The sequence below is a fragment of the Bradyrhizobium arachidis genome (assembly GCF_024758505.1).
Lineage (GTDB): Bacteria > Pseudomonadota > Alphaproteobacteria > Rhizobiales > Xanthobacteraceae > Bradyrhizobium > Bradyrhizobium manausense_C.
In genome coordinates, this window is record NZ_CP077970.1 from 5,486,495 (window position 1) to 5,506,373 (window position 19,879).

Here is a 19,879-nt window from a genome sequence, read left to right on the forward strand (position 1 = left end):
CCCTCGGGAGCAAGACATGCAAAGCCGTCCTCGCAAGGCCCTGATCATCGGCGCCGGTATCGCCGGGCCCGTCACCGCGATCCTGCTCCGCCGCGCCGGCATCGAGGCGCAGATCTTCGAGGCCTGGCCCTACTCCACCGGCATCGGCGGCGGGCTCCAGATCGCACCGAACGGCATGCACGTGATGGAAGAGCTCGGCCTCGCCCGCGAGCTGATCGGCCGCGGCTCCGTCGCGGAGTCCTTCGACTTCTACGCCCAGGATGGCACGCGGCTCGGCTCGATCAATCGCGACATGGAAAGGCGCTTCGGCCAGCCTGCGGTGAACATCTGCCGCGCGACGCTGAACGAGATCCTCATCGACAAGGCGTGGTGCTCGCATGCCGAGCTCTACTTCGAAAAACGCCTGGTCGGCATCGAGGATCGCGGCGACCAGCCGATCGTCGCGCATTTTGCCGACGGCACCAGCGCCGAAGGCGACTTCCTGATCGGCGCCGACGGCGTGCATTCCGCCGTCCGCCGCCATGTCGTGCCTGATGGTCCCACGCCCTTCGACACCGGCCTGATCGGCTTTGGCGGATTTGTACCGCGCGCCGTGCTCGACGGCGTTTCGCTCGGCGGGCGGGTCGAGACCACGTTTGGCCGCAGCGGCTTCTTCGGTTACGGATTCTGGAGCACCGACCCCAGGGACGGCGCGATGTGGTGGAGCACGCAGCCCGCAAACGGCATGGATGCGGCAACGTTCCGCGGCCAGGAGCAATCGACGCTGAAGCAGCATCTGCGCGACTTCCACAGGGGATGGCACGACCCGATCCCCGCGATCATCGAAGTCGCCGAGAACATCGTGGTGACCGACACGCTCGACGTCGCGACGCTGCCGACCTGGTCGCGCAAACGTTCATTGCTGATCGGCGATGCCGCACATGCAACCAGCCCGCATGCCGGCCAGGGCGCCTCGCTCGCGCTCGAGGACGCGATGCGGCTCGGCCGGCTGATGATGCAGGGACAGGAGCTCGGCCTCACCTTCCAGAATTTTGAGCTCGAGCGCCGCCCGCGCGCGGAGAAGATCGTCGCCATCGCCCGCCGCAACGGCAGCAGCAAGCGCGAGTTCAGCGCCAGCGGCGCGTGGATCCGCAATCAGATGATGAAATGGTTCTTGCCGCTCGGCGCCAAGAGCATGGATTTCATGTACGCGTATGATGCGCGGGCGGCGTAACAAGCGACGCTGCCGTAGGGTGGGTTAGCCTCGCGGCTGCGCGAAGCGCAGACCGCTAGGCGTAACCCACCTCTTTTCTTTCCGCGTCGACAGAAGTGGTGGGTTACGCCTAGCGGATTGCGCTTTGCACAATCCGCGGGGCTAACCCACCCTACGAAGGCGCGACTACGTCTCCACCTGGAACGTCAGCCCGGCGTGATCCTGCAACCGCTTGATCAAACTGCCCTGCATCGCCGCGCCCGGCGTCCAGAAGCCGCCCGGCACGTCCCTGGTGTCGCGCAGCATGCAGATCGCGCATTCCGAGATCATCTTCGAGGTCGAGCCGTAGCCGGGATCGCGGTCGCCCTTCACGCCCGCGCGGACCTGACGGCCGTCAGGCGCGATCGCGACATAGAGCAGATCGTAGCGGCCGTTCTCGCGTTCCTCCTTCGAGGGCCCCTCGCCCGGCTTCGGCGCGTTCGGGCCGGTCTTCTCGGCATTAACAGCCATCACCTTCTTGGCGTTCGCCTCGCCCTTCTCGCCGGCGCCGGTCAGCACCATCTCGTCGTAGATGAATTGCTTGCCATAGGGAAAGCTCATCAGCATGTTGGAGCGGTGGACGTTGCGCGTGTTGATCAGCGCCATCATGAACGGCGCGGCCCACGAACCCAGATCCTCTTCGTAGGCCGCCCTGTTGCCGCGCGGCTGCTTGGGACCGGTGAAGCCCGGCGTCAGCGCGAAGGCGTCATTCAGGATGGCGACGAGGCTGATGTCCTTGGCGACCGCGTCGAACGTCGCCTTCGCGCTCGCCGCCGTGCCGCCGGAGAGCGTGCCGCGCATGTCGCGCACGCGGCCTTTGACGCGCGGTGCCGTCGCGCCGAACACGCGCTTGGCTTCCTCCTGCACGAAGAAGGCGCCGAGCTCGAACGGCACCGAGTCGAAGCCGCAGGAGAATACGATGCGCGCGCCGCTCGCCTTGGCCGCCGCCTCGTGCTTGTCGATCATCTGCCGCATCCACACCGGCTCGCCGCAGAGATCGAAATAGTCGACGCCGCCGGCAACGCAGGCGGCCAGCAGGTCCTCGCCGTACCATTGATACGGACCGACGGTGGTGATCACCGACTTCGTCTGATCGACCATCGCCTTCAGCGTCGCCGGATCGGAGGCATCAGCGACGATCAGCGGTGTGTCGGCCGGCGCGCCGATCGCGTCGCGCACCGATTTGAGCTTGTCGAGGCTGCGCCCCGCCATCGCCCATTTCAAATCCTTGTCGGCCTTGTAATGAGCCGCGAGATATTCGGCGACGAGCTGACCGGTAAACCCGGTCGCGCCATAGACGACGATGTCATAGTTCTTGGAACTCATGGTCCAAAACCTCTACTTCTTTCCGTAACTCACGCCCATGCCCGCACGCACATCGCTCTGGATCCCGTAGGGCGGGATCGGATAGCGAAGACCGTTCTTGGCCAGCGCCTTCATGCCCACGATCGCCTTGGCGAGATGTTCGGGCTTCAGGGCCATCAGCATCTCCTCGTCCGGCACGCCGCCATAGCGCCGCTCGGCATAGCATGGCAAGGACAGACTGGGCTCGCCGGTCTTGAACGCCCGCCCCCAGGAATCCGCGCAGGCGGTTTCGCCGACCACGCCCCATTCGAACTTCTTGTAGCCGGTATATTGCAGCCCGTTGATCAGGATGATCATCTGCCCCGGCGTCGCATAGACCATGCAGATGTCCGGCGGGTTGAGGCGGCCGCTCGCAAGCGGGCTCACCGCAAGCGCCTTGTACTGGCCGAACGGCACCACGTCGAGCGCCTCCTGGCGCTTGCGCGCGTCCTCCGCCGTGCCGTGCCACACGCCGACATAGTTTTCGCCCGACAGCCACTTTTCGTCCTGCGGCGCGAGCCCGATCACGGCGCGGCACTGCGCGCCGACGAGATCATCACCGGTGATGCCGACCGTCCAGCCGAGCCGCGAGGCCATGCTGACGATCTGGTCGGTGGTGTGGACCGCACTCGGCCGGCGGATTTTCGGGATCGCCTCCATGTCCTCGACGCGCGCAAACAGCTTCATGCCGATCACGCTCGTCTTCAGGCGCAACAGGCTGTTGAGGTCAGCAACGATGGCGGAGAGGTCGATCGGATCGGCGATCTCGTGTTGCATGCTGTCCTCCCGGCGAAGGGCCGTTGTTCTGTTCTGGCTCTTTTCTAGTCCTTGCCCGGGCCCGGAAGCAACTCGTCGATCCTGCCGGTCAGGCGGTAGGCCACCAGGCCGAGCCATTCGCGCGCGGCGGTTTCGGTGCGTGCAAGGCCGTCAGTCGACAGTTTGTTGAACGAGAGCAGATCGGCGCGGCCGCCGACGCGCCAATCCACCGGATAGGCCTCGACCGGAAATCCCGCCTTGCGAAACAGGCCCATGGAGCGCGGCATGTGATAGGCCGACGTCACCAATAGCCAGCGCTCGCCGGGTTTCGGGTCGACTATCGCCTTCGTGAACTGCGCATTCTCCTGGGTGTTGCGCGACTGCCGCTCGATGATCATCCGCTCCTTCGCGATGCCAAGTCCTTCCAGGATGGTCGCGGCATAGTCGCCTTCCTTGGCGTCGACCGCGATCAGATTGGCGCTGCCACCGGTGAAGACGACGCGCGCGTTGGGATAGCGCCGCGCGAGTGCAGCAGTGGCAAAGAGGCGATCGGCCGCGTTGCGCACCACGGGCGTGTTGCGGGCCTCCGAGAGATCGGCATCGATCGGTCCGCCCAGCACAATGATGCCGTCGGGCGCGCCGCGCGCGGCGTCCCATGCCGGAAAGCGCTGCTCCAGCGGATAGATCAGGATGCTGCCGAGCGGCGCAAATCCGCACAACGCGAGCAGCGCCATTGTCACGACGAGCAATTTGCGGCCGAGCGAAGCAAAGCGCGTCGCGAGCAGCAGGATCCCGACGACGCCGAGCTCGATCAGGAGATTGATCGGCATGAAGACCATGCCGAGGGTTTTGGAGAGCACGAAAAACAGGGGAAGCCTCTTGGGATATTTGCTACAGCCTCATACGCTGTCTCCGCCGCGAGCCCAAGGGCATTCACAAACCCCATTCAAGAGCGCATTCCGAGGTCGTCGAAATGGCCCATCATCACCTGCAATCCAGCCCGAAGACCTGCCACTGGGGCTTTTTCGAAGCCAAACTTGCGCCGGTGCTCGCAATCGACAGCGGCGACGAGGTCACGATCGACACGATCAGCGGCGGGCCGGACGTGGTGCCCGATCGCAAGCAGTTTCACGTTCCGCCCGAATTGTTGGAGGTGCACGCGCAGAACGAACGGATGCTGCCCGGCCACATCCTCACCGGCCCGATCGCGATCAAGGGCGCGGAGCCCGGCGACGTGCTCGAGGTCAACATCCTCGACGTCACGCTGCGGCAGGACTGGGGCTACAATCTGATCAAGCCGCTGTCCGGCACCCTGCCCGACGATTTTCACGAGCTGCGCATCCTCAACATTCCGCTCGATCAAAAGCGCATGGTCGGCCGCCTGCCCTGGGGGCTTGATCTGCCCTTGAAACCGTTCTTCGGCGTGATGGGCACGGCACCGCCGCCGGCCTGGGGCCGCATCACCTCGCTGATCCCGCGCGCGATGGGCGGCAATCTCGACAACAAGGAGCTTGGTGCCGGCGCAACGCTCTATCTGCCGGTGTTCGTGGCGGGTGCGCTGTTCTCCTGCGGCGACGGCCACGGCGTGCAAGGCGACGGCGAGGTCTGCGTCACCGCGATCGAGACCGCGCTGCAGGGCCGCTTCCGTTTCACACTGCGCAAGGATCTCCGCCTCACCTATCCCCGTGCGGAAACGCCGACGCATTACATGACCATGGCGATGGATCCGGATCTCGACCAATGCGTGGTCCGCGCGCTGCGCGACATGATCGTGCTGTTGGGCGAGAAGCGAAATTTGTCGCGCGAGGATGCCTACACGCTCTGTAGTCTCGCCGCCGATTTGAGGGTCACGCAGACCGTCAACGGCTCCAAGGGCATCCACTGCATGATCGCAAAATCGGTCGTGCACGGTTAAAGCGTTTTCGAGCGAAGTGGGCACCGGTTCGCGCCCAGAAAACGCGTCAAAACAAGACTCCAGAGCCCCGTTCCGATTTCATCGGAACGGAAAAGGCTCTAGGCCCGTAACGGCCCCTACTCAGCCTCGGTTCTTCACAACGCCCGCGCCGGCTTCGCCGCCGCGCGGCCGGTCGTGCGCATTTTTCCAAGCGATTCCAATGATTTCTCGAACTCTTTCGCGACCGATTTGACTTTCAGCCCTAAACCTAAATAGAGTCTTAATCGTTACTTTTATGTACCCGAGTATGAGGCTAGCGTTTGGGTCATGGCCACCGAAAAAGCCGAGACTGACCGCATTCCCGTAACCTTGGCGCTCTCGACCATCACCTATCTCGAAAAACTGGTGAGACAGGGCACCCACGGCACCAGCGTCCCAGGCGTTGCACGAACCTTGATCGAGGAAGGCATCCGCCTCGCGATCAAGGATGGCCTGCTGTCCATTCGCGACAACGGCAGGACGTGAGGCTCAAGGACGCGCAAAGCGGACGGTTTCGGACGGCGTGGTCGATTTTAGAACCTGGGACCGTCACAAAATGCCCGCTGCTTCACCGACTTCGCCACCGACTTCCGTTGCGACCTGGACCGACGAGCGCATCGAACTTCTGAAAAACCATTTTCACGCCGGCCTGTCCTGCCGCGAGATCGCCGCCGATATCGGCGTCAGCCGCAACGCCGTCATCGGCAAGCTCAGCCGCCTCAATCTGACCCGCGGCCCGAAGCGGGAAGAGCGGAGCGTGGAGAAGAGCACTGCGCGGGCCCTGAGGACCCTTCGCAGGCTGCAATGTGAAATGCTAGGCGCGATCTATGACGAGGCCGAAACGCCGCTCGCGCACGCGCCGATCGACGAGACCAACCGCTGCTCGCTGCTCGAATTGTCAGAGAACCGCTGCCGCTGGCCGATCTCGACACCGGGCGCGGATGACTTCTGCTTCTGCGGCAACGCCTCGCCCGACGGCCAGTCCTATTGCACGGGCCACGCGCGCCTCGCCTACCGGCCGAACTCCCGGGCGCGCCTGATTCGCTGAGGAGGAATGTGCTTGCGGGATCACCGGCAGGAAAGATCCCTACGAATCAAAAACCTCCGGCAGGGCATTGCCGGAGGTTTCGGAGGTTAGTTCATAAAGTTGTAGATCGTCTCCTTTAGAGACCAGGCGCCGCCAATACGTTTGGCAGGCTGCTTTGTAAATTACATGAGTAACTCATGTAAGTAAATATAGTTTTTGCCGCCAACGCATCCAAGCGTTCATCTGTGGCATATCTCCGGCACCGCCGAGGCGACGCCACCAATGCCGTCCTCGCGACCGGCTACGACTTCCGGCGCCGCGCCCGTTGGCTGGACCTCTTGCCAAATCCTAATTCGGCTCATCCTCCGACTTCACCCCGTCCCGAGCTGAAGTCCCGCTTCTTCACGGACGACAGATTATCGTTTGAGCATGATCTCCGCGCAAACGCGTTCCGCGTTCGTCGCGAGAGAAGACCGCTTTGCACTTTGCGCTAGCGCGGCCCTTCGGGTCCGGATCAGTGCCTCCAGGCACGCGCGAATTCGCTCATCGGCCGGTCGCAGGATCTCCGGCTGCGGAAGCGCGAGCGCCACCTGCTCTTTCGCGGCGATGGACGCAGCGACGCCCACAAAGAAAAACCCCGGCGGTTTCCCGCCGGAGTTCTCTGATCGGTCGTGAGATCGATCTTAGAAGTTGCGCTGAGCGCGGAGGAGCAGGGCGAGCGAGTCCTGGTCCTTCATCTCATACACAGCAGCCGGCTTGGCAGCGGCAGCAACTCCAGGGCTCGCGATGGTGCCCGAGTACTTCTGGTCCAGACGGGAGTAGCTGAGGTCCGCCGTGAAAGCCAGGCCCTTGACCGGAGTCCACACGGTGTTGACGCCGATCACCCCGAAGTTGAAGTCCGGGTTGCAGTTGCCGGTCAAGCCGAGGAGCCCAACCATGTTGGCGCAGATCGCGGCCTTGCCACCGGAGCCGTACTGCACAGCGCCGTAGCCACCGTAGATGGCGCTCGCCCAGTTCGGGTTCCAGTTGTGGGTGTAGCCACCACGGAAGCCCCAAGTCTTGACGGTCTCGATCGAGCTGCCGTTAGCAGCCGAAGTGCCGGTGAAGACACCATCAGCAATGCCGGCGATCCCGAGGCTCTGGTAGGCGCCAGCGCCGCTACCGCTGTACATAAAGAAGGACTGCGGGAACAGGCTCTGGAAGTTGTAGCGAGACGCGCCATCCGTGTAGACGGCCTGCAAGTTGATCGAGTCGCCCGCACCAGTCGGGATGTTCTTGATCGACAAGGCGCCCTGAATCGCCCAGCCCCACTTGTCGCCGGGGTGACCGGTCAACTCAGTCGCACCGTAGTAGGCGGGATGGAGATTGTGCCCAACAACCGACAACTGGGCCAGACCCCAGGCCTGGTCGACGCGGACTTGGCCGACGATGTCGGGAGCACGCGTTCCACCCCAATTGTTGTTGCCATAGATGCCCTGAACCATGTTGGCTGCAGTCGCACCCGACAGGTTCCAGAGGTTCGACTCGCCGTTTGCCGCCGTCGTTTCATCTTGCGCCGAGACCGAAGCGGTGATGCCCTGACCGAAGTCAGCCGTGTAGGTAACCTGGTTCACGCCGGTGACGTGGTTGGAGCCGCCCGGAAGCGTGTCGGGACCGCCAGCCGGATAGCTCTGCCACGGGGCGTCGAAGATCGAGACCGTGCGGCCGAACGTGAAGCCAGCGAACTGGATGAACGCATGGTAGAGGCCGAGCGAGGCCGAACCGGTCGAGAACGCCGACGGGTTGCTGCCGGTGACCGCGGTCGTATCCCAGGTGAAGATCATGTCCGCGTAGGTACGAACGACACCGTACTCGGTCGCGGTGCGCGTATCGACGGTGAAGTCCATACGAGCGCGGGTGCCCCAGTAGTTCGTCAGACGGTTATTCGAACCCTGGTTCGCGCCCTGCCGGAAACCGTAGTCGCCGCCCTGGTACCAGTTATCGGCACGCAGATAGCCGCCGAACTTGATGCAAGTGTCAGTGCCCGGCATGTAGTAGAATCCGGCACCGTACAGGGAGCAGATCTTCACGTATTCGACCGCCTTGGCCTTCACGGGGAGATCGGCTGCTTGCGCTCCGCCAGCGGCGATCAGAACCGCAGCTGAACCGAGCAAAAGGCTCTTGAACTTCATGTTTAACCTCCAAGTTGCGTTTGGGGGGATCGCTATTTCCCCAGACCCCCCGCATCATCAAAACCGCTCAGCTGCCTCGCGCCTTCGGACACACCCGCATGAACGCGAGGGACTTAAGCGAACCACCTGCAACGGGACGATGGAGGAACCCCCGCCGTCGGGATCAATATGCATGCGCCACTTTCTTAATCAAAATAGTTTATCTACTCAGCTATCTGATTGCGCAGGCCCTGTGTCCTCGACGCAACACCCGTGTCCGGTTGGCAACCGGAATGGCTGAGCAGATAATGTGTGCTATACCAATAACATAGATAGGTGCATTCTATGCTTGCATCGCCCTAGAGTTACGTTGAGAATAGTCCTCATGGCACTCGCAAAAAGAATAAGATCGGGAAGCGAAGCCGGCTCGGCCCGTGGCCGGACCTACAAGAATCACGACCTCATCAAGCGTTTCACTTGGGAGATCGCGTCGATCAGCGTCTACCTTGAGGAGCTTCGTCAGTTCTGGGCCAAGGCGATCGGGATCAGCGGCCCGCAATGGATGATCCTGATGGCGATCTCAGATCTGGACAAGGACGACGGCATCCCCGTCAACGCGGTCTCAAAAATGCTCCACGTCGACGCATCGTTCGTCACGACGCAATCGAAGTTACTGGAGAAGAAGGGTTTTCTGCGCCGCAAGCCCTCGCCCACAGATGCCCGCGTGGTTCGGTTGTCACTGACGGACAAGACACACAAACATCTGGCCATCCTGGCCGCGCAACACGAGGCGATCGACGAATTCGTGTTCGCGGAATTTGGCGAGCACGAGTTGGTGGAACTCACCGACAAGCTTGCTGCACTGAAGAATCGTCTCGAAAAGGCTCGCTTGAAGGTCGCGGTCGATTTTTGAGTCGCGGACCTCTGACGTCGCGGACCTCTGACTATGTCGGAGCCATTCAGTCACGTGCTAGACGAGAAACAAGCCAGTCGAAGATAAATTCGTTCGCAAGGCTCGGGTTGTCCGCGTGTCCCTGCGCCGCTGCCGTTTCCTCCGCCGTGAACACCTTCAGCGTGACATCCATTCGCCAGGTCCTCAATTGGCGAATCATATCGGACGCGCGATCCGCTTTGAGCCAGCCGTCCGCACCCAAGGTGACAAGCACCGGACAGTCGATGTTGCGCGCGATCCGGCTTGCTCCCATCGCTGGGATAAAATCCGCATGCCGCAACACCGCGCGTTCACTCAAGAAAGCCCGTTCATGAAGGTCCCATAGCCCGCCGTCGCAAACGGCAGCGGCCAGCCGCGGCTCGTTGGCCACTGCGCGTGCCACGAATGACGAACCCCATCCATCTGCGAGAATAGCCACTCGGTCAAAGTCGACATCGGTGCGCAAGGCCAGGTAGTCCATGACGCATGAGATCGACGTCTCGGGATTCGGGCGCCCGACGGCATCGTCCGGAAAATCTTCGCCATTGGCACCCAGAAGATCCACCGCCAGCAATGACAATCCCCGCTCACGAGCGTGGGGAGCGAGCTTGAAAAGAAACTCCTCTTTGCGATGTCCGGGTTCACCGATGCTAATCACGGTCGGCAGCCTCTCGTGCGACGACCGCGCGGGCAGAAAATAACCCTGTAGGGAATGGCCACCCTCCCAGGGAAGCACGACGACTTCGCCCGCGGGGCTGCTGTACTGAAGAAAGCGATGGGCGCAATTCTGCATTGCCAAGATCGAAGCCGATCGCCTCTCATCAGCGGAATCCATGGGAAGCAGGGCAGCGTTGTAGTAATTGATGGCGCGAAGCCAGTTGCGCCGCGCCGTCACTTCATGGCCAGCAGCGAGCGCCGCGTCGCCCCGTTCGCGGCTTGCTTCCGCCAGGTTTTTCCATTCAGTGTACCAGGAAAGGTCATTGCCCTTTCTGATCCGTCCGATAGCCAGCAGACATTCCGCAACGGTTGAGCCGCCCTCCTGGGCCGCAGCAAGCAGCTTGATCAGCTCGGCGGACCATTCTTCGCGATCTGGCCCCAAAATCCACTCTTCCAGCGTGCCAGGAGGATCCATGCGAGCGTTCAACTGCTATTTCCATTACTTGGTCAGATAACTTAATAACCCATCTTATTGGGTCTTCTAGAGACGAGCAATTCGGGAGTACTCACCTCACGCGGTGCCATCGGGACAGGACATCTCCCGAATGGGCCACGATCGAACCGGCGGTCCACGACCACCGACGGCGGGTCCACAAACTCTTTCACCAAACGAATGATAGATAGCCCGTACGACTACGGACCACGGCTCGCCCAAGAATTCGGCAAGCGTTTCTGTCTAGAAATATTCCAGTTTGTATAATTCTGCTTTACAGAAGACAACCTTGTCGTCCCAGTCCAGGCCGGGAGACGCACACGGCAAAGCCGCGGGATCACGGCAAAGCCGTGGGATTATGTGTCCTGGATGTTCACCAGGACGGGCAACGAGGATGTGCAGGCGAACGCCTCGCCTCACCCGAGCCGCCAGCCGACCTCCTGCGCAAAGCTCTCGTAGAACTCGCGCTCATAGGCCTGCTCGGGCTTTTGGCGCACGCGCTCGTCGAGCCGTTTGGCGTCCTCGCCGACCAGGATGCGCCAGCGCTCGGCCTTCACGCCGTCGAGGATGATCTTTGCGGCCTGTGCTGCCGTGGTCGGGGCGTCCTCCAGGAAGCTGCGGGCGCGCTCGGCAAAGGCAGCCTGCACGTCGTCGTCGGTCATCTTGTCGGCATCGGGCACGCCGGCTGCGACCATGCGCTTGCGGGTCAGCGCGATCTCGTCGGCATTGAGACTATCGGAGCCGTCGCCGGATTGTACCTTGCGCGAGTTGGAGACGATCGAGGTGCCGATATGGCCGGGCATCACGACCGAGCATTTGACGTGCGGCGCATGCAGGCGGAGATCGTTGATCAGCGCCTCTGAAAATCCCTTCACCGCGAATTTTGCCGAGCTGTAGGCGGTGTGCGCCTGCCCCATGCCGATCGAGGCCCAGAAACCGTTGACGCTGGCGGTGTTGACGATGTGGGCCTCCTCCGCCTTCACGAGCATCGGCAGGAAGGTGCGCACGCCGAGATAGACGCCGCCCCAGCAGATGTTGAAGGTGCGCTCCCACTGCTCGCGCGTGTTGGTGAACAGGCTGCCGCCACCGCCGATGCCGGCATTGTTGAACAACAGATGGATCTTGTCGGTCGCCTGCTGCTCGGCGAGCTCGGCGCGGAAGCGCATGAGGTGATCCTCGATCGCGACGTCGGCGACATGCGTCGTGACGCGCAGGCCCTGCGGCTTCTCGACCTCGCACAGCCGCTTCGTCTCGGCCATCGCCGCTTCCGAGACGTCGCACATCGCGACGTTGCAGCCCTCGGCGACGAGCTGGCGCGCCAGCTCCCGCCCCATTCCCGTGCCGCCACCGGTGATGACCGCGGTTTTTCCAGAAAAATCCTTCATGGGATTTTCGCCCCTCCCCTTGTTGTTGGTCTGTTGTTCGTTGTTGGCCATCACGGGCAATGCACGGGGCCGCACGCGAACTCTAAAGCATGATCCGGAAAAGTGTGAAGCGGTTTTCCCTCGCGACAAACGCGGAACGCGTTTGCGCGGAGATCATGCTCAAACGGGGAGCGCGACGGGCGGGCTGTCACGACCCGCGCGTCGGCTGGGGCTCCGTCTCCTTCACCTGCCTCGCCCAGTTCAGGACCTGCGCACGGTCCTCGGTCGCGAAGGCGCGCCAGAACACGAGGCGCGAAGCTCCGGCGACAAGCACCATCTGCATCGTATGGTCGCTGTTGTACACGCGCACCACGCTGGTCCACGGCACGGTGAGCGCGAAATTGGCGGCATCTCGCGTGGTGAGGCCATGCTTGGTCGCCTCGTAATGGATGCGCCTGTTAGCCTCGGGAACGCGAGAGAACCCCCGGGCGTACCAGCCGACCAGCATCACCAGCACCACGACAAAGCTCCCCGCGAAGAAGGGCCAGGCATCGCACGCCGCCAGCACGAGCGCGGCGAGCGGCTCGCGGCGCAGCAACAGCCAGTCGTCGTCCGAGCAGCTCGTCGCCCAAACCAGAAAGAGCGCCGCGCTCATCCCCACCGAGAAAATGACCATGACGCGGACGATCGGCCGGACCACGCTTCGTGCCTGATCTTGCCAAATCATCGTCGTCTGGCCGGATATTGTCCGCTCGTCGTTCATCGGGCGCCGCCGTCCACTTGCCATCTCAGGGAATAAGTGGCGCGAACATGCAGACCGGTTCGGTCGACGGCCGGATTATCGACTTGGGCCTGGCGCCGGGACGTAAAACCGTCCCGGTCTCGCCACGATGACGGCGGCTGGCCTATTCCGCCGCCTGAAAATGCTTCGCGCCGGAGATGCCCAACCCGTCCAGCGCCTTGCGGATCGCGGCCTGCTGCGCGCTAGAGGCCTCCGGCATCGGCGCCCGCGGATAAGTCTTCGGCATGCCCTGAAGCGTCTGCGCATAGCGGGTGCAGGCCGGCAGATTGTCGGCGATGATGGCGTTCCACAAGGTCAGCAGCTTCTTGTGCAGGTCGAGCGCGCGCGGATGATCGCCCGCCTTCACCGCGTCCCACAGCGCGACGGACGCATGCGGCGCGGCCGTGAGGATCGCCGCGATCGAGCCGTGGGCCCCTAACGTGTAGGAGGGATACATCAGCGCATCGACCGCGCTGTAGATCAGCTTGTCCGGCGCCATCATCATGAGGTCGGCGAACAGTTTGAGATCACCGGCGCTCTGCTTGACGCCGACCACCAGCGGCACCTCGGTCATGATGCGCGTGAGCAGCGCGGGCGACAGATACGACCACGGCACGACGTTGTAGATGATGATTGGCATGCCGGTCTCATCGGCCATGGCGCGGAAGTGCGCGACCATCGCCTCCTCGTCCGGCTTGAACAGATAGTGCACCGGCGTCACCTGGAGTGCGGCGACGTTCATGTCGCGCACCAGCTTGCCGCGACGGATCGCATCGCGCGTCGAGTCCACGATGATGCCGGCGATCACGGGAATGCGGCCCTTCACGGCGTCGACGGTCGCCGCCATCAGGTCGCGATACTCTTCGTGGTCGAGTGTGTGGCCCTCGCCCGTCGAGCCGCCGGCCGCGACGCCATGCGCGCCGGCGCTGATCATCCACTCGACCTGGGGAGCAACGAGCCTGTAATCGATCTCGCCGTCCTTAGCGAACGGCGTCGTCATCGGCGGAATCACGCCGGTCGGACGCACTGTCATGTTCTTCCCTCGCGTTTCCTCATGCCAACCCTTCGGCCTCGCTCTGTCGGCGAGTGTCCGCGGATGTGAAGCCTATCGCTTGCACGCTTCGCATCAAGGCGGCGCCTTGGCGTGGCTGCCCTGAGAGGGCGGCATGGCAGGGCCGTAACAGTACGACCGTAGTTGTCCGGCTCTGCCGCGAGGCGGGAATTTTTTACAATGAGATTCGTCAATTGGAGCTGGGAAGCAGGTCAAGTCTGCAGTGGTCGCGTGGCGTCTGACCACGGTGTGGCATCCCGCTTGCATTCTCCTCGTGGTGTGAAACAGCCGAAGAGGTGAACAGAATGTTTGTGACCGTCGTTGCCGTACTATGCCGACTCAGCGGAGCTGCTACCGGCAGTTGCGTCGAGGAGATCGTGACCGACAGCAACCTGTCGCCCGAGATGTCGCTGATGCAATGCGCGATCGGGGCTCAGGCGCCGCTGGCGAAATGGATGGGCGAACACCCGATCTATCGCACCAACTGGCGCATCGAGCGCTACAAGTGCGTACCGGGCCATTACGAGGTCAAAAGCCACGCCTAAACACCCGCAAGACCAAGCTACAAGACTAGGCTAATCGAGGAAACGCCCCGGAGGCGCCCCCTTCCCTCCGCCCGGGTTGCAGCGCCGGTTCCCATCGAGGCCGCGCCGTGTGACAACGATCACGCTTTTCCCTTAGGCAACCGCACGCAAAATGATCTTCCGCGCCTCGCGCCCTTCCGGCGTCGGCATCAGCGCGTAATTGTGCGGCTGGTCACGTCGCAGATGGAGCTCGACCGGCACGCCCACCGCCCGCGCGCGCTCGGCCAGATCGACGCTATCGGGGTAGAGCAGATCGCGCGTCCCGGCGAAGATCAGCATCGGCGCGAGCGAACGGAAGGCGCCGTTCAGGGGGCTGACGAAGGGATGGCCGACATCGAGTTCGCCGGCATAGAGGCGTCCGGCCTCTGTCATCCCCGGGATGTCCTGGATCGGGTCTCGCACCGCGATCGCCACCTGCTCCGGACGGCTGATCGATGCATCGGCCGCGGGCGAGATCAGCACCATGCGGTCCGGTTGCCGATGCCCGCGATCGCGCAGCCATTGGCAGGCGGCCAGCGCAAGGCCGGCGCCGGCCGAGTTGCCGACCACCGTGACCCCCGCGGAGCCGGCATCCTCCAGCAGCATTCGCAACAGCTCGGCCGTCGCCGGCACGATGTCTTTCGCCGTCGCCCCGGGGGCAAGCGGATAGATCGGAACGACGCAAACGACGCGCGCCTCTCGCGTCATCTGACCGACGAAGCGCCAATGCGCCGGCACGATCTCGTTGATGAAGCCGCCGCCATGCAGGAACATGACGTAATTGCGGCCCTCGTAGCCCGAAGACGGCGCCGTGTAATAGACCGGCCACCCTCCCATCTTGGTCAGGGTCACCTCGACGCCGCGCCCGAGCCCCTTCGGCTCACACGAGGCCGGCTGCAATGCGAGCTTGCGCACATGCGCTTGCACGGCCTCGGCCGAGGCAAGCTGTGTCTTGAATGGCAGCAGCCGCAGAGCTGCGTTGAAGCAGCGGCTCTGCAGGCTCGGTGCCGGATCGCGCGGCGGCGGCGCCCCCAGCACGCGACCGCCGGGGCAAAACTGCAAGGCCGACACGATCTTTGCAACGCTCATGGTGCGTCCCCGCCTGGCTCGATATCGACGCGGCGACGAAGAGGCTTGCCGACCCGCCGCGACTGTTCGATATAATGCGAGCGATCACTCGCTTTTTCTACTCGCATTCGAAAGTGCTGGGACATGGCCCGAAAGCCGCCGACAAAACCCCGGAAAAATGCCTCGCAGGCGCGCTCGCGCGCGACGGTCGACGCCCTGGTCGAGGCGACCGCTCGCATTCTGGTCCGGGAAGGTTTTGAGAAAGCTGGCACCAACCGGATCGCCGAGGTCGCCGGCGTCAGCGTCGGCTCGCTCTACCAGTATTTTCCGAGCAAGGAGGCGCTCGTCGCCGCCGTGATCGATCGTCACAACCGGGAGATCATGGCCCTCGTCCGCGCAGCGCTCACTGAAGTCGCCGACATGCCGATCGAGACAGCGGTGCGCCGGCTCGTCACCGTGGCGATCGAGGCCCATCGGATCGACCCGAAGCTGCACCGCGTGCTCGCCGAGCAGATCCCGCGCACCGGACAGCTCGCCGACGTGGAAGCCTTCAATCGCGAGGTCCACACGCTCGTGCGCGCCTATCTCGAGAGCCGCCGCAGGGAGATGCGCAAGATCGATCCGGCGCTGGCAACCTTCATCTGCGTCAGCGCGATCGAGGCGATCGCCCACAACACGGTGCTGAACCAGGCCGAGATGCTGTCGGACAAGATGGTCAGGACGTTGGTGGACGAGGCGACGCGGATGGTGGTGGGGTACTTGAGGTAGGCCTGGCGCCGCTACCCCGCACGCCTATGCCTTCGGTTCATCACGGGCTAAAGGTCGCCAATCAGCCGCCCTTGGTCTAGCCCACGAGCACGGGATTGAGCCGGAGTAGCGTTCGCTCACTGCCAGCGAGATTGCGACCGCAGGGGACAGACCGGACTGAAGCACCTCGGATTGTCTTGCGTGCCTGCAAATGGCTTGCGCCAATGACGCTTGCTGCACGAGTTCCAGCCGAAGTCGCTCCGCCTCGCGTAGAGCGGCATCGACACGTGCAAACAGGGGATCGTGCGATGAACCGTGCATTGCGGTCCAACACAGCTTCGGCGAGCTAGTTCCATGCCCCGAGGAACAATGCGAACCGCCGCCCGTTGCCTGACATCACCGGCCAAGGCTCGTCCGTAGGCGTCGGTGGCTGAGAGACCAAGCGCGCTCCCGCCTGCAAGGGCAAGGGAGCTGCCGATGCCAGACAACCCCCATATTCACTCCGTCCATAGTCATGCGTCCGAAATCGCGGAGCAAAACGCGTTCATGCGCGCGGTCATCAGAAAAGCGATGGAGATTCTTAGGGCTCCAGTCCCCGACACATTCCTCGGGCGCAAGACGCAGGAACCATTTCCTGCAGAAGACCCGATAGAACGCCCGGAGATTCAGAACCTCATTCACAGCGAGCTACAGCCATCCAGATAGCAAGCCTCAGTCGGCCGCCACTTTCCGCGAAACCTTTTAGCGTTGCCGCAGCGACAAGAGCCGATGCCGGTCTTGCTGACGCTGCCGCTGGTTCTCGCGCATTGTTTCGAGTTCAGCCTCGGCGCTGCTGGCATCCTGGCGTTGCCGCTTCAAGTCAAGGATCAGCGCCTCCTGCTGCGCCAGCCTCCGCTCAGCTTCAACGACATCGAGCTCCAGCTTCCTCAATTCATCATAGAGAGCATCGTCAAACATGACCGGCACCTTCATCCTGCACAACGGCAGCAGGAAACGGCTCCGGCACAACCATAAATGCCAGGGCCGTTGGAAGTTGCTTCGTTTTGTTTGGCCCCGCTAAACCTTCGTATGCTGGGACACCTGACGGAACTAATCTAAATTGTACGTTAGTAGCCCTCAGCGGGAGACCTCCAGTGATGGAGACGATCATGGAGCAAAAAGAGCGATTGCAGCTCTTGTCCGCAGATGAGCTGTGGTCCTTGCGGGAAGACGTCGACTCGAAGCTGGCCACGATCATCCTCAAGCGAAAGAGCATGCTCGAAGAGCGCCTGGAGCAATTGCGGCGGCGCCAGTCGTAACGCGCTCGGTCGAGCGGCCGTATCGGGGAAGCCTCGGAAGAATCCTAGACTTCCCACTCGCGGATTCACAAATGTTGTAGCCGGAACGCTCGTCGCCGGGGAAACTCGACAGTCCGGGGAGTGCCTCCTTGTTCGAAAGCTTCGAAACCCCGGAAAGGGCCGCTGATACTCCAGGCAGCGGCCCTTTTGCTCGACCCGCATTCGGGTCGGTGCCGACATAGCTTTGAACGCGGGTCAGTTGGAGTTGTGCGTATGGCCTCGCCCTCGATCATCCCCGAACGACCGGCTAGACAAGGACTTTTACCTCGTCCTGGAAGACTTCCGCACCGGCGCCGCCTTTCGCGATACCGAATATCGATTTGCTCACACCCACGACCGGCAGTAGCTCAGGGCCGTCCTTCGATAATTTGCAGACTGCCGCGAGCACCGCTTTGATGCGCCATGCGGCCGGTCAAGATCAACTTCGGCGACATGCGCGGCTCACCCGTCCGCGATCTCCTCGTGTTTTACCAAGTGCCCTTTGGCGCGCCCTGCCAAGCCTTCTTTGCTCCGCCTTGAGCACGCGGTCTCGAAGATTTTCCAGTTCGGAAAGCTCAGAAGCGAGCGCATCGAGGTGCCGGCGCAAAATACCGGCGCGATCCAAATTACTCATGGTACGCCTCTACTAAAATACCTAGGTCAAAAATGGCGCGATACGCGAAAACCCAAATAGCGCAACTCAGACGATTGCAGGTCAGGCGACCTGATGCAACGCGTCAATAATCCTGACAGAAGTCGGTGTTCCCCAAAAATAAACAAGAAACGGCCCGGCATCTCTGGGGCTTGGGGCTGGAAAAAGACGCCGGAGCCGATTTCGAGGCCAAGCGTGGGTCGGTCGCCAGGCCGTTCCAGACTAGCAAAGAATAAACGATTTGCACCATTTAATTTTGATTTAAATTATATTTATTCAGCAGATTTATTTTGTTGCTCTAACGACGTTGTTCCCGATTCGTAAAGTGCGCCCTTCTAGTCGGTGCGCGCGCGGACGGAATCACCTTGGCGCCGTTCGAGCGCGGCGAGATCGGGACAGACCTATTCCGCGCGGCTTGCCGCATGGGCCTCGGGGGTCTGGTCTCAAAGCACCGCGATCGACCTGACCGCGGTGGCCGACAGAAGCACTGGATCAAGGTGAAGAACCGCAGCCATCCAGCAATGGAGAGCGAGCTGCAGGGTGGCCTACAGGCCAGGCGCCGAGCGGCCCAGCCTGTTCACGCTGACGAGGCGCCATCGATATGCGAAACGCCGACGTTTTCGCAGATCGAGACGAACGCCCTCTTCGCCTCAGCGCCCTCAAAGCAAAATCGTGTGCCTTGGACTCCGCGCTCGATCCACCAGTCGACTTCGTTTGCCCGCGAAATGCGGGACGCCTCTCCGCGCAACTGATCCAATTGCCTTCCATAGGCCCGAACGATCACACAATTTGTCATTCTCTAATCCCCCCAAAAGAAAGCGCTGTTCTAACTAGCCCTGAACGCAAGTGTCCTTCCGACTGCTCATCGCGCACGCGCGGTGAGCTATCCCTTCGAAACGCCAGAAAGTCACAGAGTCGGTCGCTCCGCAGCGATCGCACGTCAATCGCTCCTGGCCGAGCATGTAGCGCCCGCGGATCGCGGAAGCGGCATTCTTGCAAGATGGACAAATCAACAAAAAATTGCGCATACGCCAGCGCATCACCAGACCGCCCAACACCTTCGAGGCCCCTTCGTGAATCACGTAACTCGCTGAGGAGGAGCGTAGCGAAACTTTGCACGCCTGAATGTTCGATCGCGAACACAGGAACCGCCCTGCTCCAGGGCATGATGGCGTCCTTTCCGGGAGCTGCTAGGCTAGGCCCAACTGCGAGAGAGCGATGAGCGATGACGCGAAAGATTCAGGCCTTGCGGCGCTGATCAGCAGCATTTTTGCTCCGTCCGCCACCACGCCTCCGGCGCCGGAGACGCCTCAAACACTCCAAGAGAAGCCCGTGACCGCGGCAGCGCCACCTGCGAAGCCAGTCGCTCCCTTGTCCGCCGACGGCCCCGATGGGAAACGAGCGCGACTGCCCGCTGTGGCGATCGCCGACCTCGTCCTTGGTGAGCTTCGCAAAGTTGATGGCTTTCCGAAATCCGGAGTCTCGATCACCGTTTACGGAAGTCGACCTTGGAACGCCATGATCAGGTTCGCACCATTCTCGACCACTTCCCAAGACGCGACACGCCTGCGGCGGGCTTTGCCCGACATCGTCTTCAGGCTTCGGCAATATGTCGACCTCGAAAATTAGGTTCTGCCGACCAAGACCGCGCGACTGAAGTCGAAGGCGTACGGTCGCCGAACCCCGTTGTCGTCGATCGACAGATAGTCGCCGAAGTGACGGTCGACGTTTCCGGGGAAACATATCCAGCGCGCAAAATCCGCGAGAGGACGCCCGCCAGACCGCTGATCCGCATTGCCGCATTCGAAGCGGACG

Annotated in this window: 19 protein-coding genes; 9 read left to right on the forward strand and 10 right to left on the reverse strand. The window is 62.4% G+C overall.

Features of this window, described 5'->3' with window-relative positions; genetic code table 11:
- The first annotated feature begins 16 nt into the window (after positions 1 to 16).
- A complete protein-coding gene (locus KUF59_RS25430) occupies positions 17 to 1,213 on the forward strand; it encodes an FAD-dependent monooxygenase (protein WP_212460909.1) in 1,197 nt (398 codons plus the stop codon).
- A gap of 165 nt (positions 1,214 to 1,378) precedes the next feature.
- Here the strand turns inward: KUF59_RS25430 and KUF59_RS25435 are convergent, their stop codons facing one another.
- Genes KUF59_RS25435 through KUF59_RS25445 form a run of 3 tightly spaced genes read right to left on the reverse strand, consistent with a single transcriptional unit; the run spans position 1,379 to position 4,200 of the window.
- Positions 1,379 to 2,557: a saccharopine dehydrogenase family protein gene (locus KUF59_RS25435; RefSeq protein WP_212460910.1), complete on the reverse strand. Its 1,179-nt coding sequence runs from the start codon at positions 2,555 to 2,557 to the stop codon at positions 1,379 to 1,381.
- Between the two features lie 12 nt (positions 2,558 to 2,569).
- The gene (locus tag KUF59_RS25440) at positions 2,570 to 3,352 is read right to left on the reverse strand and encodes a DUF169 domain-containing protein (protein ID WP_212460911.1); all 783 of its coding nucleotides are present in this window, start codon (positions 3,350 to 3,352) and stop codon (positions 2,570 to 2,572) included.
- Between the two features lie 44 nt (positions 3,353 to 3,396).
- Positions 3,397 to 4,200, reverse strand: a complete 804-nt coding sequence (locus KUF59_RS25445; protein ID WP_212461024.1) for a YdcF family protein — start codon at positions 4,198 to 4,200, stop codon at positions 3,397 to 3,399.
- Positions 4,201 to 4,304: 104 nt separating this feature from the next.
- On the opposite strand from KUF59_RS25445, the gene KUF59_RS25450 reads away from it, so the two are divergent.
- The 3 genes from KUF59_RS25450 (at position 4,305) to KUF59_RS25460 (ending at position 6,312) form a co-directional block, all read left to right on the forward strand.
- Positions 4,305 to 5,246 (forward strand): acetamidase/formamidase family protein, encoded by a 942-nt coding sequence (locus tag KUF59_RS25450; RefSeq protein ID WP_212460912.1) that lies wholly within the window; start codon positions 4,305 to 4,307, stop codon positions 5,244 to 5,246.
- A gap of 306 nt (positions 5,247 to 5,552) precedes the next feature.
- The gene (locus KUF59_RS25455; protein ID WP_007603456.1) at positions 5,553 to 5,750 is read left to right on the forward strand and encodes a hypothetical protein; all 198 of its coding nucleotides are present in this window, start codon (positions 5,553 to 5,555) and stop codon (positions 5,748 to 5,750) included.
- A gap of 70 nt (positions 5,751 to 5,820) precedes the next feature.
- On the forward strand, positions 5,821 to 6,312 hold the full coding sequence (locus KUF59_RS25460; protein ID WP_212403747.1) for a GcrA family cell cycle regulator: 492 nt from the start codon (positions 5,821 to 5,823) through the stop codon (positions 6,310 to 6,312).
- A 662-nt stretch (positions 6,313 to 6,974) separates the two neighbouring features.
- Here KUF59_RS25460 and KUF59_RS25465 read toward each other — a convergent pair.
- A complete protein-coding gene (locus KUF59_RS25465; RefSeq protein WP_212460913.1) occupies positions 6,975 to 8,462 on the reverse strand; it encodes a porin in 1,488 nt (495 codons plus the stop codon).
- Positions 8,463 to 8,826: 364 nt separating this feature from the next.
- Between KUF59_RS25465 and KUF59_RS25470 the strand changes: the two genes are divergently transcribed.
- Positions 8,827 to 9,354 carry a MarR family winged helix-turn-helix transcriptional regulator gene (locus KUF59_RS25470; protein WP_212460914.1) on the forward strand — a complete coding sequence of 176 codons (528 nt, stop codon included), beginning with the start codon at positions 8,827 to 8,829 and terminating at the stop codon, positions 9,352 to 9,354.
- Between the two features lie 46 nt (positions 9,355 to 9,400).
- Here the strand turns inward: KUF59_RS25470 and KUF59_RS25475 are convergent, their stop codons facing one another.
- The 4 genes from KUF59_RS25475 to KUF59_RS25490 form a co-directional block, all read right to left on the reverse strand.
- A complete protein-coding gene (locus KUF59_RS25475) occupies positions 9,401 to 10,504 on the reverse strand; it encodes an alpha/beta hydrolase family protein (RefSeq protein WP_212461025.1) in 1,104 nt (367 codons plus the stop codon).
- A 434-nt stretch (positions 10,505 to 10,938) separates the two neighbouring features.
- Positions 10,939 to 11,907, reverse strand: a complete 969-nt coding sequence (locus KUF59_RS25480; RefSeq protein ID WP_212460915.1) for an SDR family NAD(P)-dependent oxidoreductase — start codon at positions 11,905 to 11,907, stop codon at positions 10,939 to 10,941.
- 187 nt (positions 11,908 to 12,094) lie between these two features.
- A complete protein-coding gene (locus tag KUF59_RS25485) occupies positions 12,095 to 12,649 on the reverse strand; it encodes a hypothetical protein (RefSeq protein ID WP_212460916.1) in 555 nt (184 codons plus the stop codon).
- Between the two features lie 142 nt (positions 12,650 to 12,791).
- Complete coding sequence (locus KUF59_RS25490) at positions 12,792 to 13,700, reverse strand: dihydrodipicolinate synthase family protein (protein WP_212460917.1); 909 nt, start codon at positions 13,698 to 13,700, stop codon at positions 12,792 to 12,794.
- 323 nt (positions 13,701 to 14,023) lie between these two features.
- On the opposite strand from KUF59_RS25490, the gene KUF59_RS25495 reads away from it, so the two are divergent.
- Entirely contained in the window at positions 14,024 to 14,263 is a 240-nt protein-coding gene (locus tag KUF59_RS25495) for a hypothetical protein (protein WP_212460918.1), read from the forward strand.
- A 132-nt stretch (positions 14,264 to 14,395) separates the two neighbouring features.
- On the opposite strand, the gene KUF59_RS25500 is transcribed toward KUF59_RS25495, so the two are convergent.
- On the reverse strand, positions 14,396 to 15,370 hold the full coding sequence (locus KUF59_RS25500) for an alpha/beta hydrolase fold domain-containing protein (RefSeq protein WP_212460919.1): 975 nt from the start codon (positions 15,368 to 15,370) through the stop codon (positions 14,396 to 14,398).
- A 123-nt stretch (positions 15,371 to 15,493) separates the two neighbouring features.
- On the opposite strand from KUF59_RS25500, the gene KUF59_RS25505 reads away from it, so the two are divergent.
- The gene (locus tag KUF59_RS25505) at positions 15,494 to 16,117 is read left to right on the forward strand and encodes a TetR/AcrR family transcriptional regulator (protein WP_212460920.1); all 624 of its coding nucleotides are present in this window, start codon (positions 15,494 to 15,496) and stop codon (positions 16,115 to 16,117) included.
- A gap of 720 nt (positions 16,118 to 16,837) precedes the next feature.
- Here the strand turns inward: KUF59_RS25505 and KUF59_RS25510 are convergent.
- Entirely contained in the window at positions 16,838 to 17,053 is a 216-nt protein-coding gene (locus tag KUF59_RS25510) for a hypothetical protein (RefSeq protein WP_212460921.1), read from the reverse strand.
- 176 nt (positions 17,054 to 17,229) lie between these two features.
- On the opposite strand from KUF59_RS25510, the gene KUF59_RS25515 reads away from it, so the two are divergent.
- Positions 17,230 to 17,394 (forward strand): hypothetical protein, encoded by a 165-nt coding sequence (locus KUF59_RS25515; protein WP_212460922.1) that lies wholly within the window; start codon positions 17,230 to 17,232, stop codon positions 17,392 to 17,394.
- A gap of 1,888 nt (positions 17,395 to 19,282) precedes the next feature.
- Positions 19,283 to 19,693, forward strand: a complete 411-nt coding sequence (locus tag KUF59_RS25525) for a hypothetical protein (RefSeq protein WP_212460923.1) — start codon at positions 19,283 to 19,285, stop codon at positions 19,691 to 19,693.
- Positions 19,694 to 19,879: the final 186 nt, after the last annotated feature.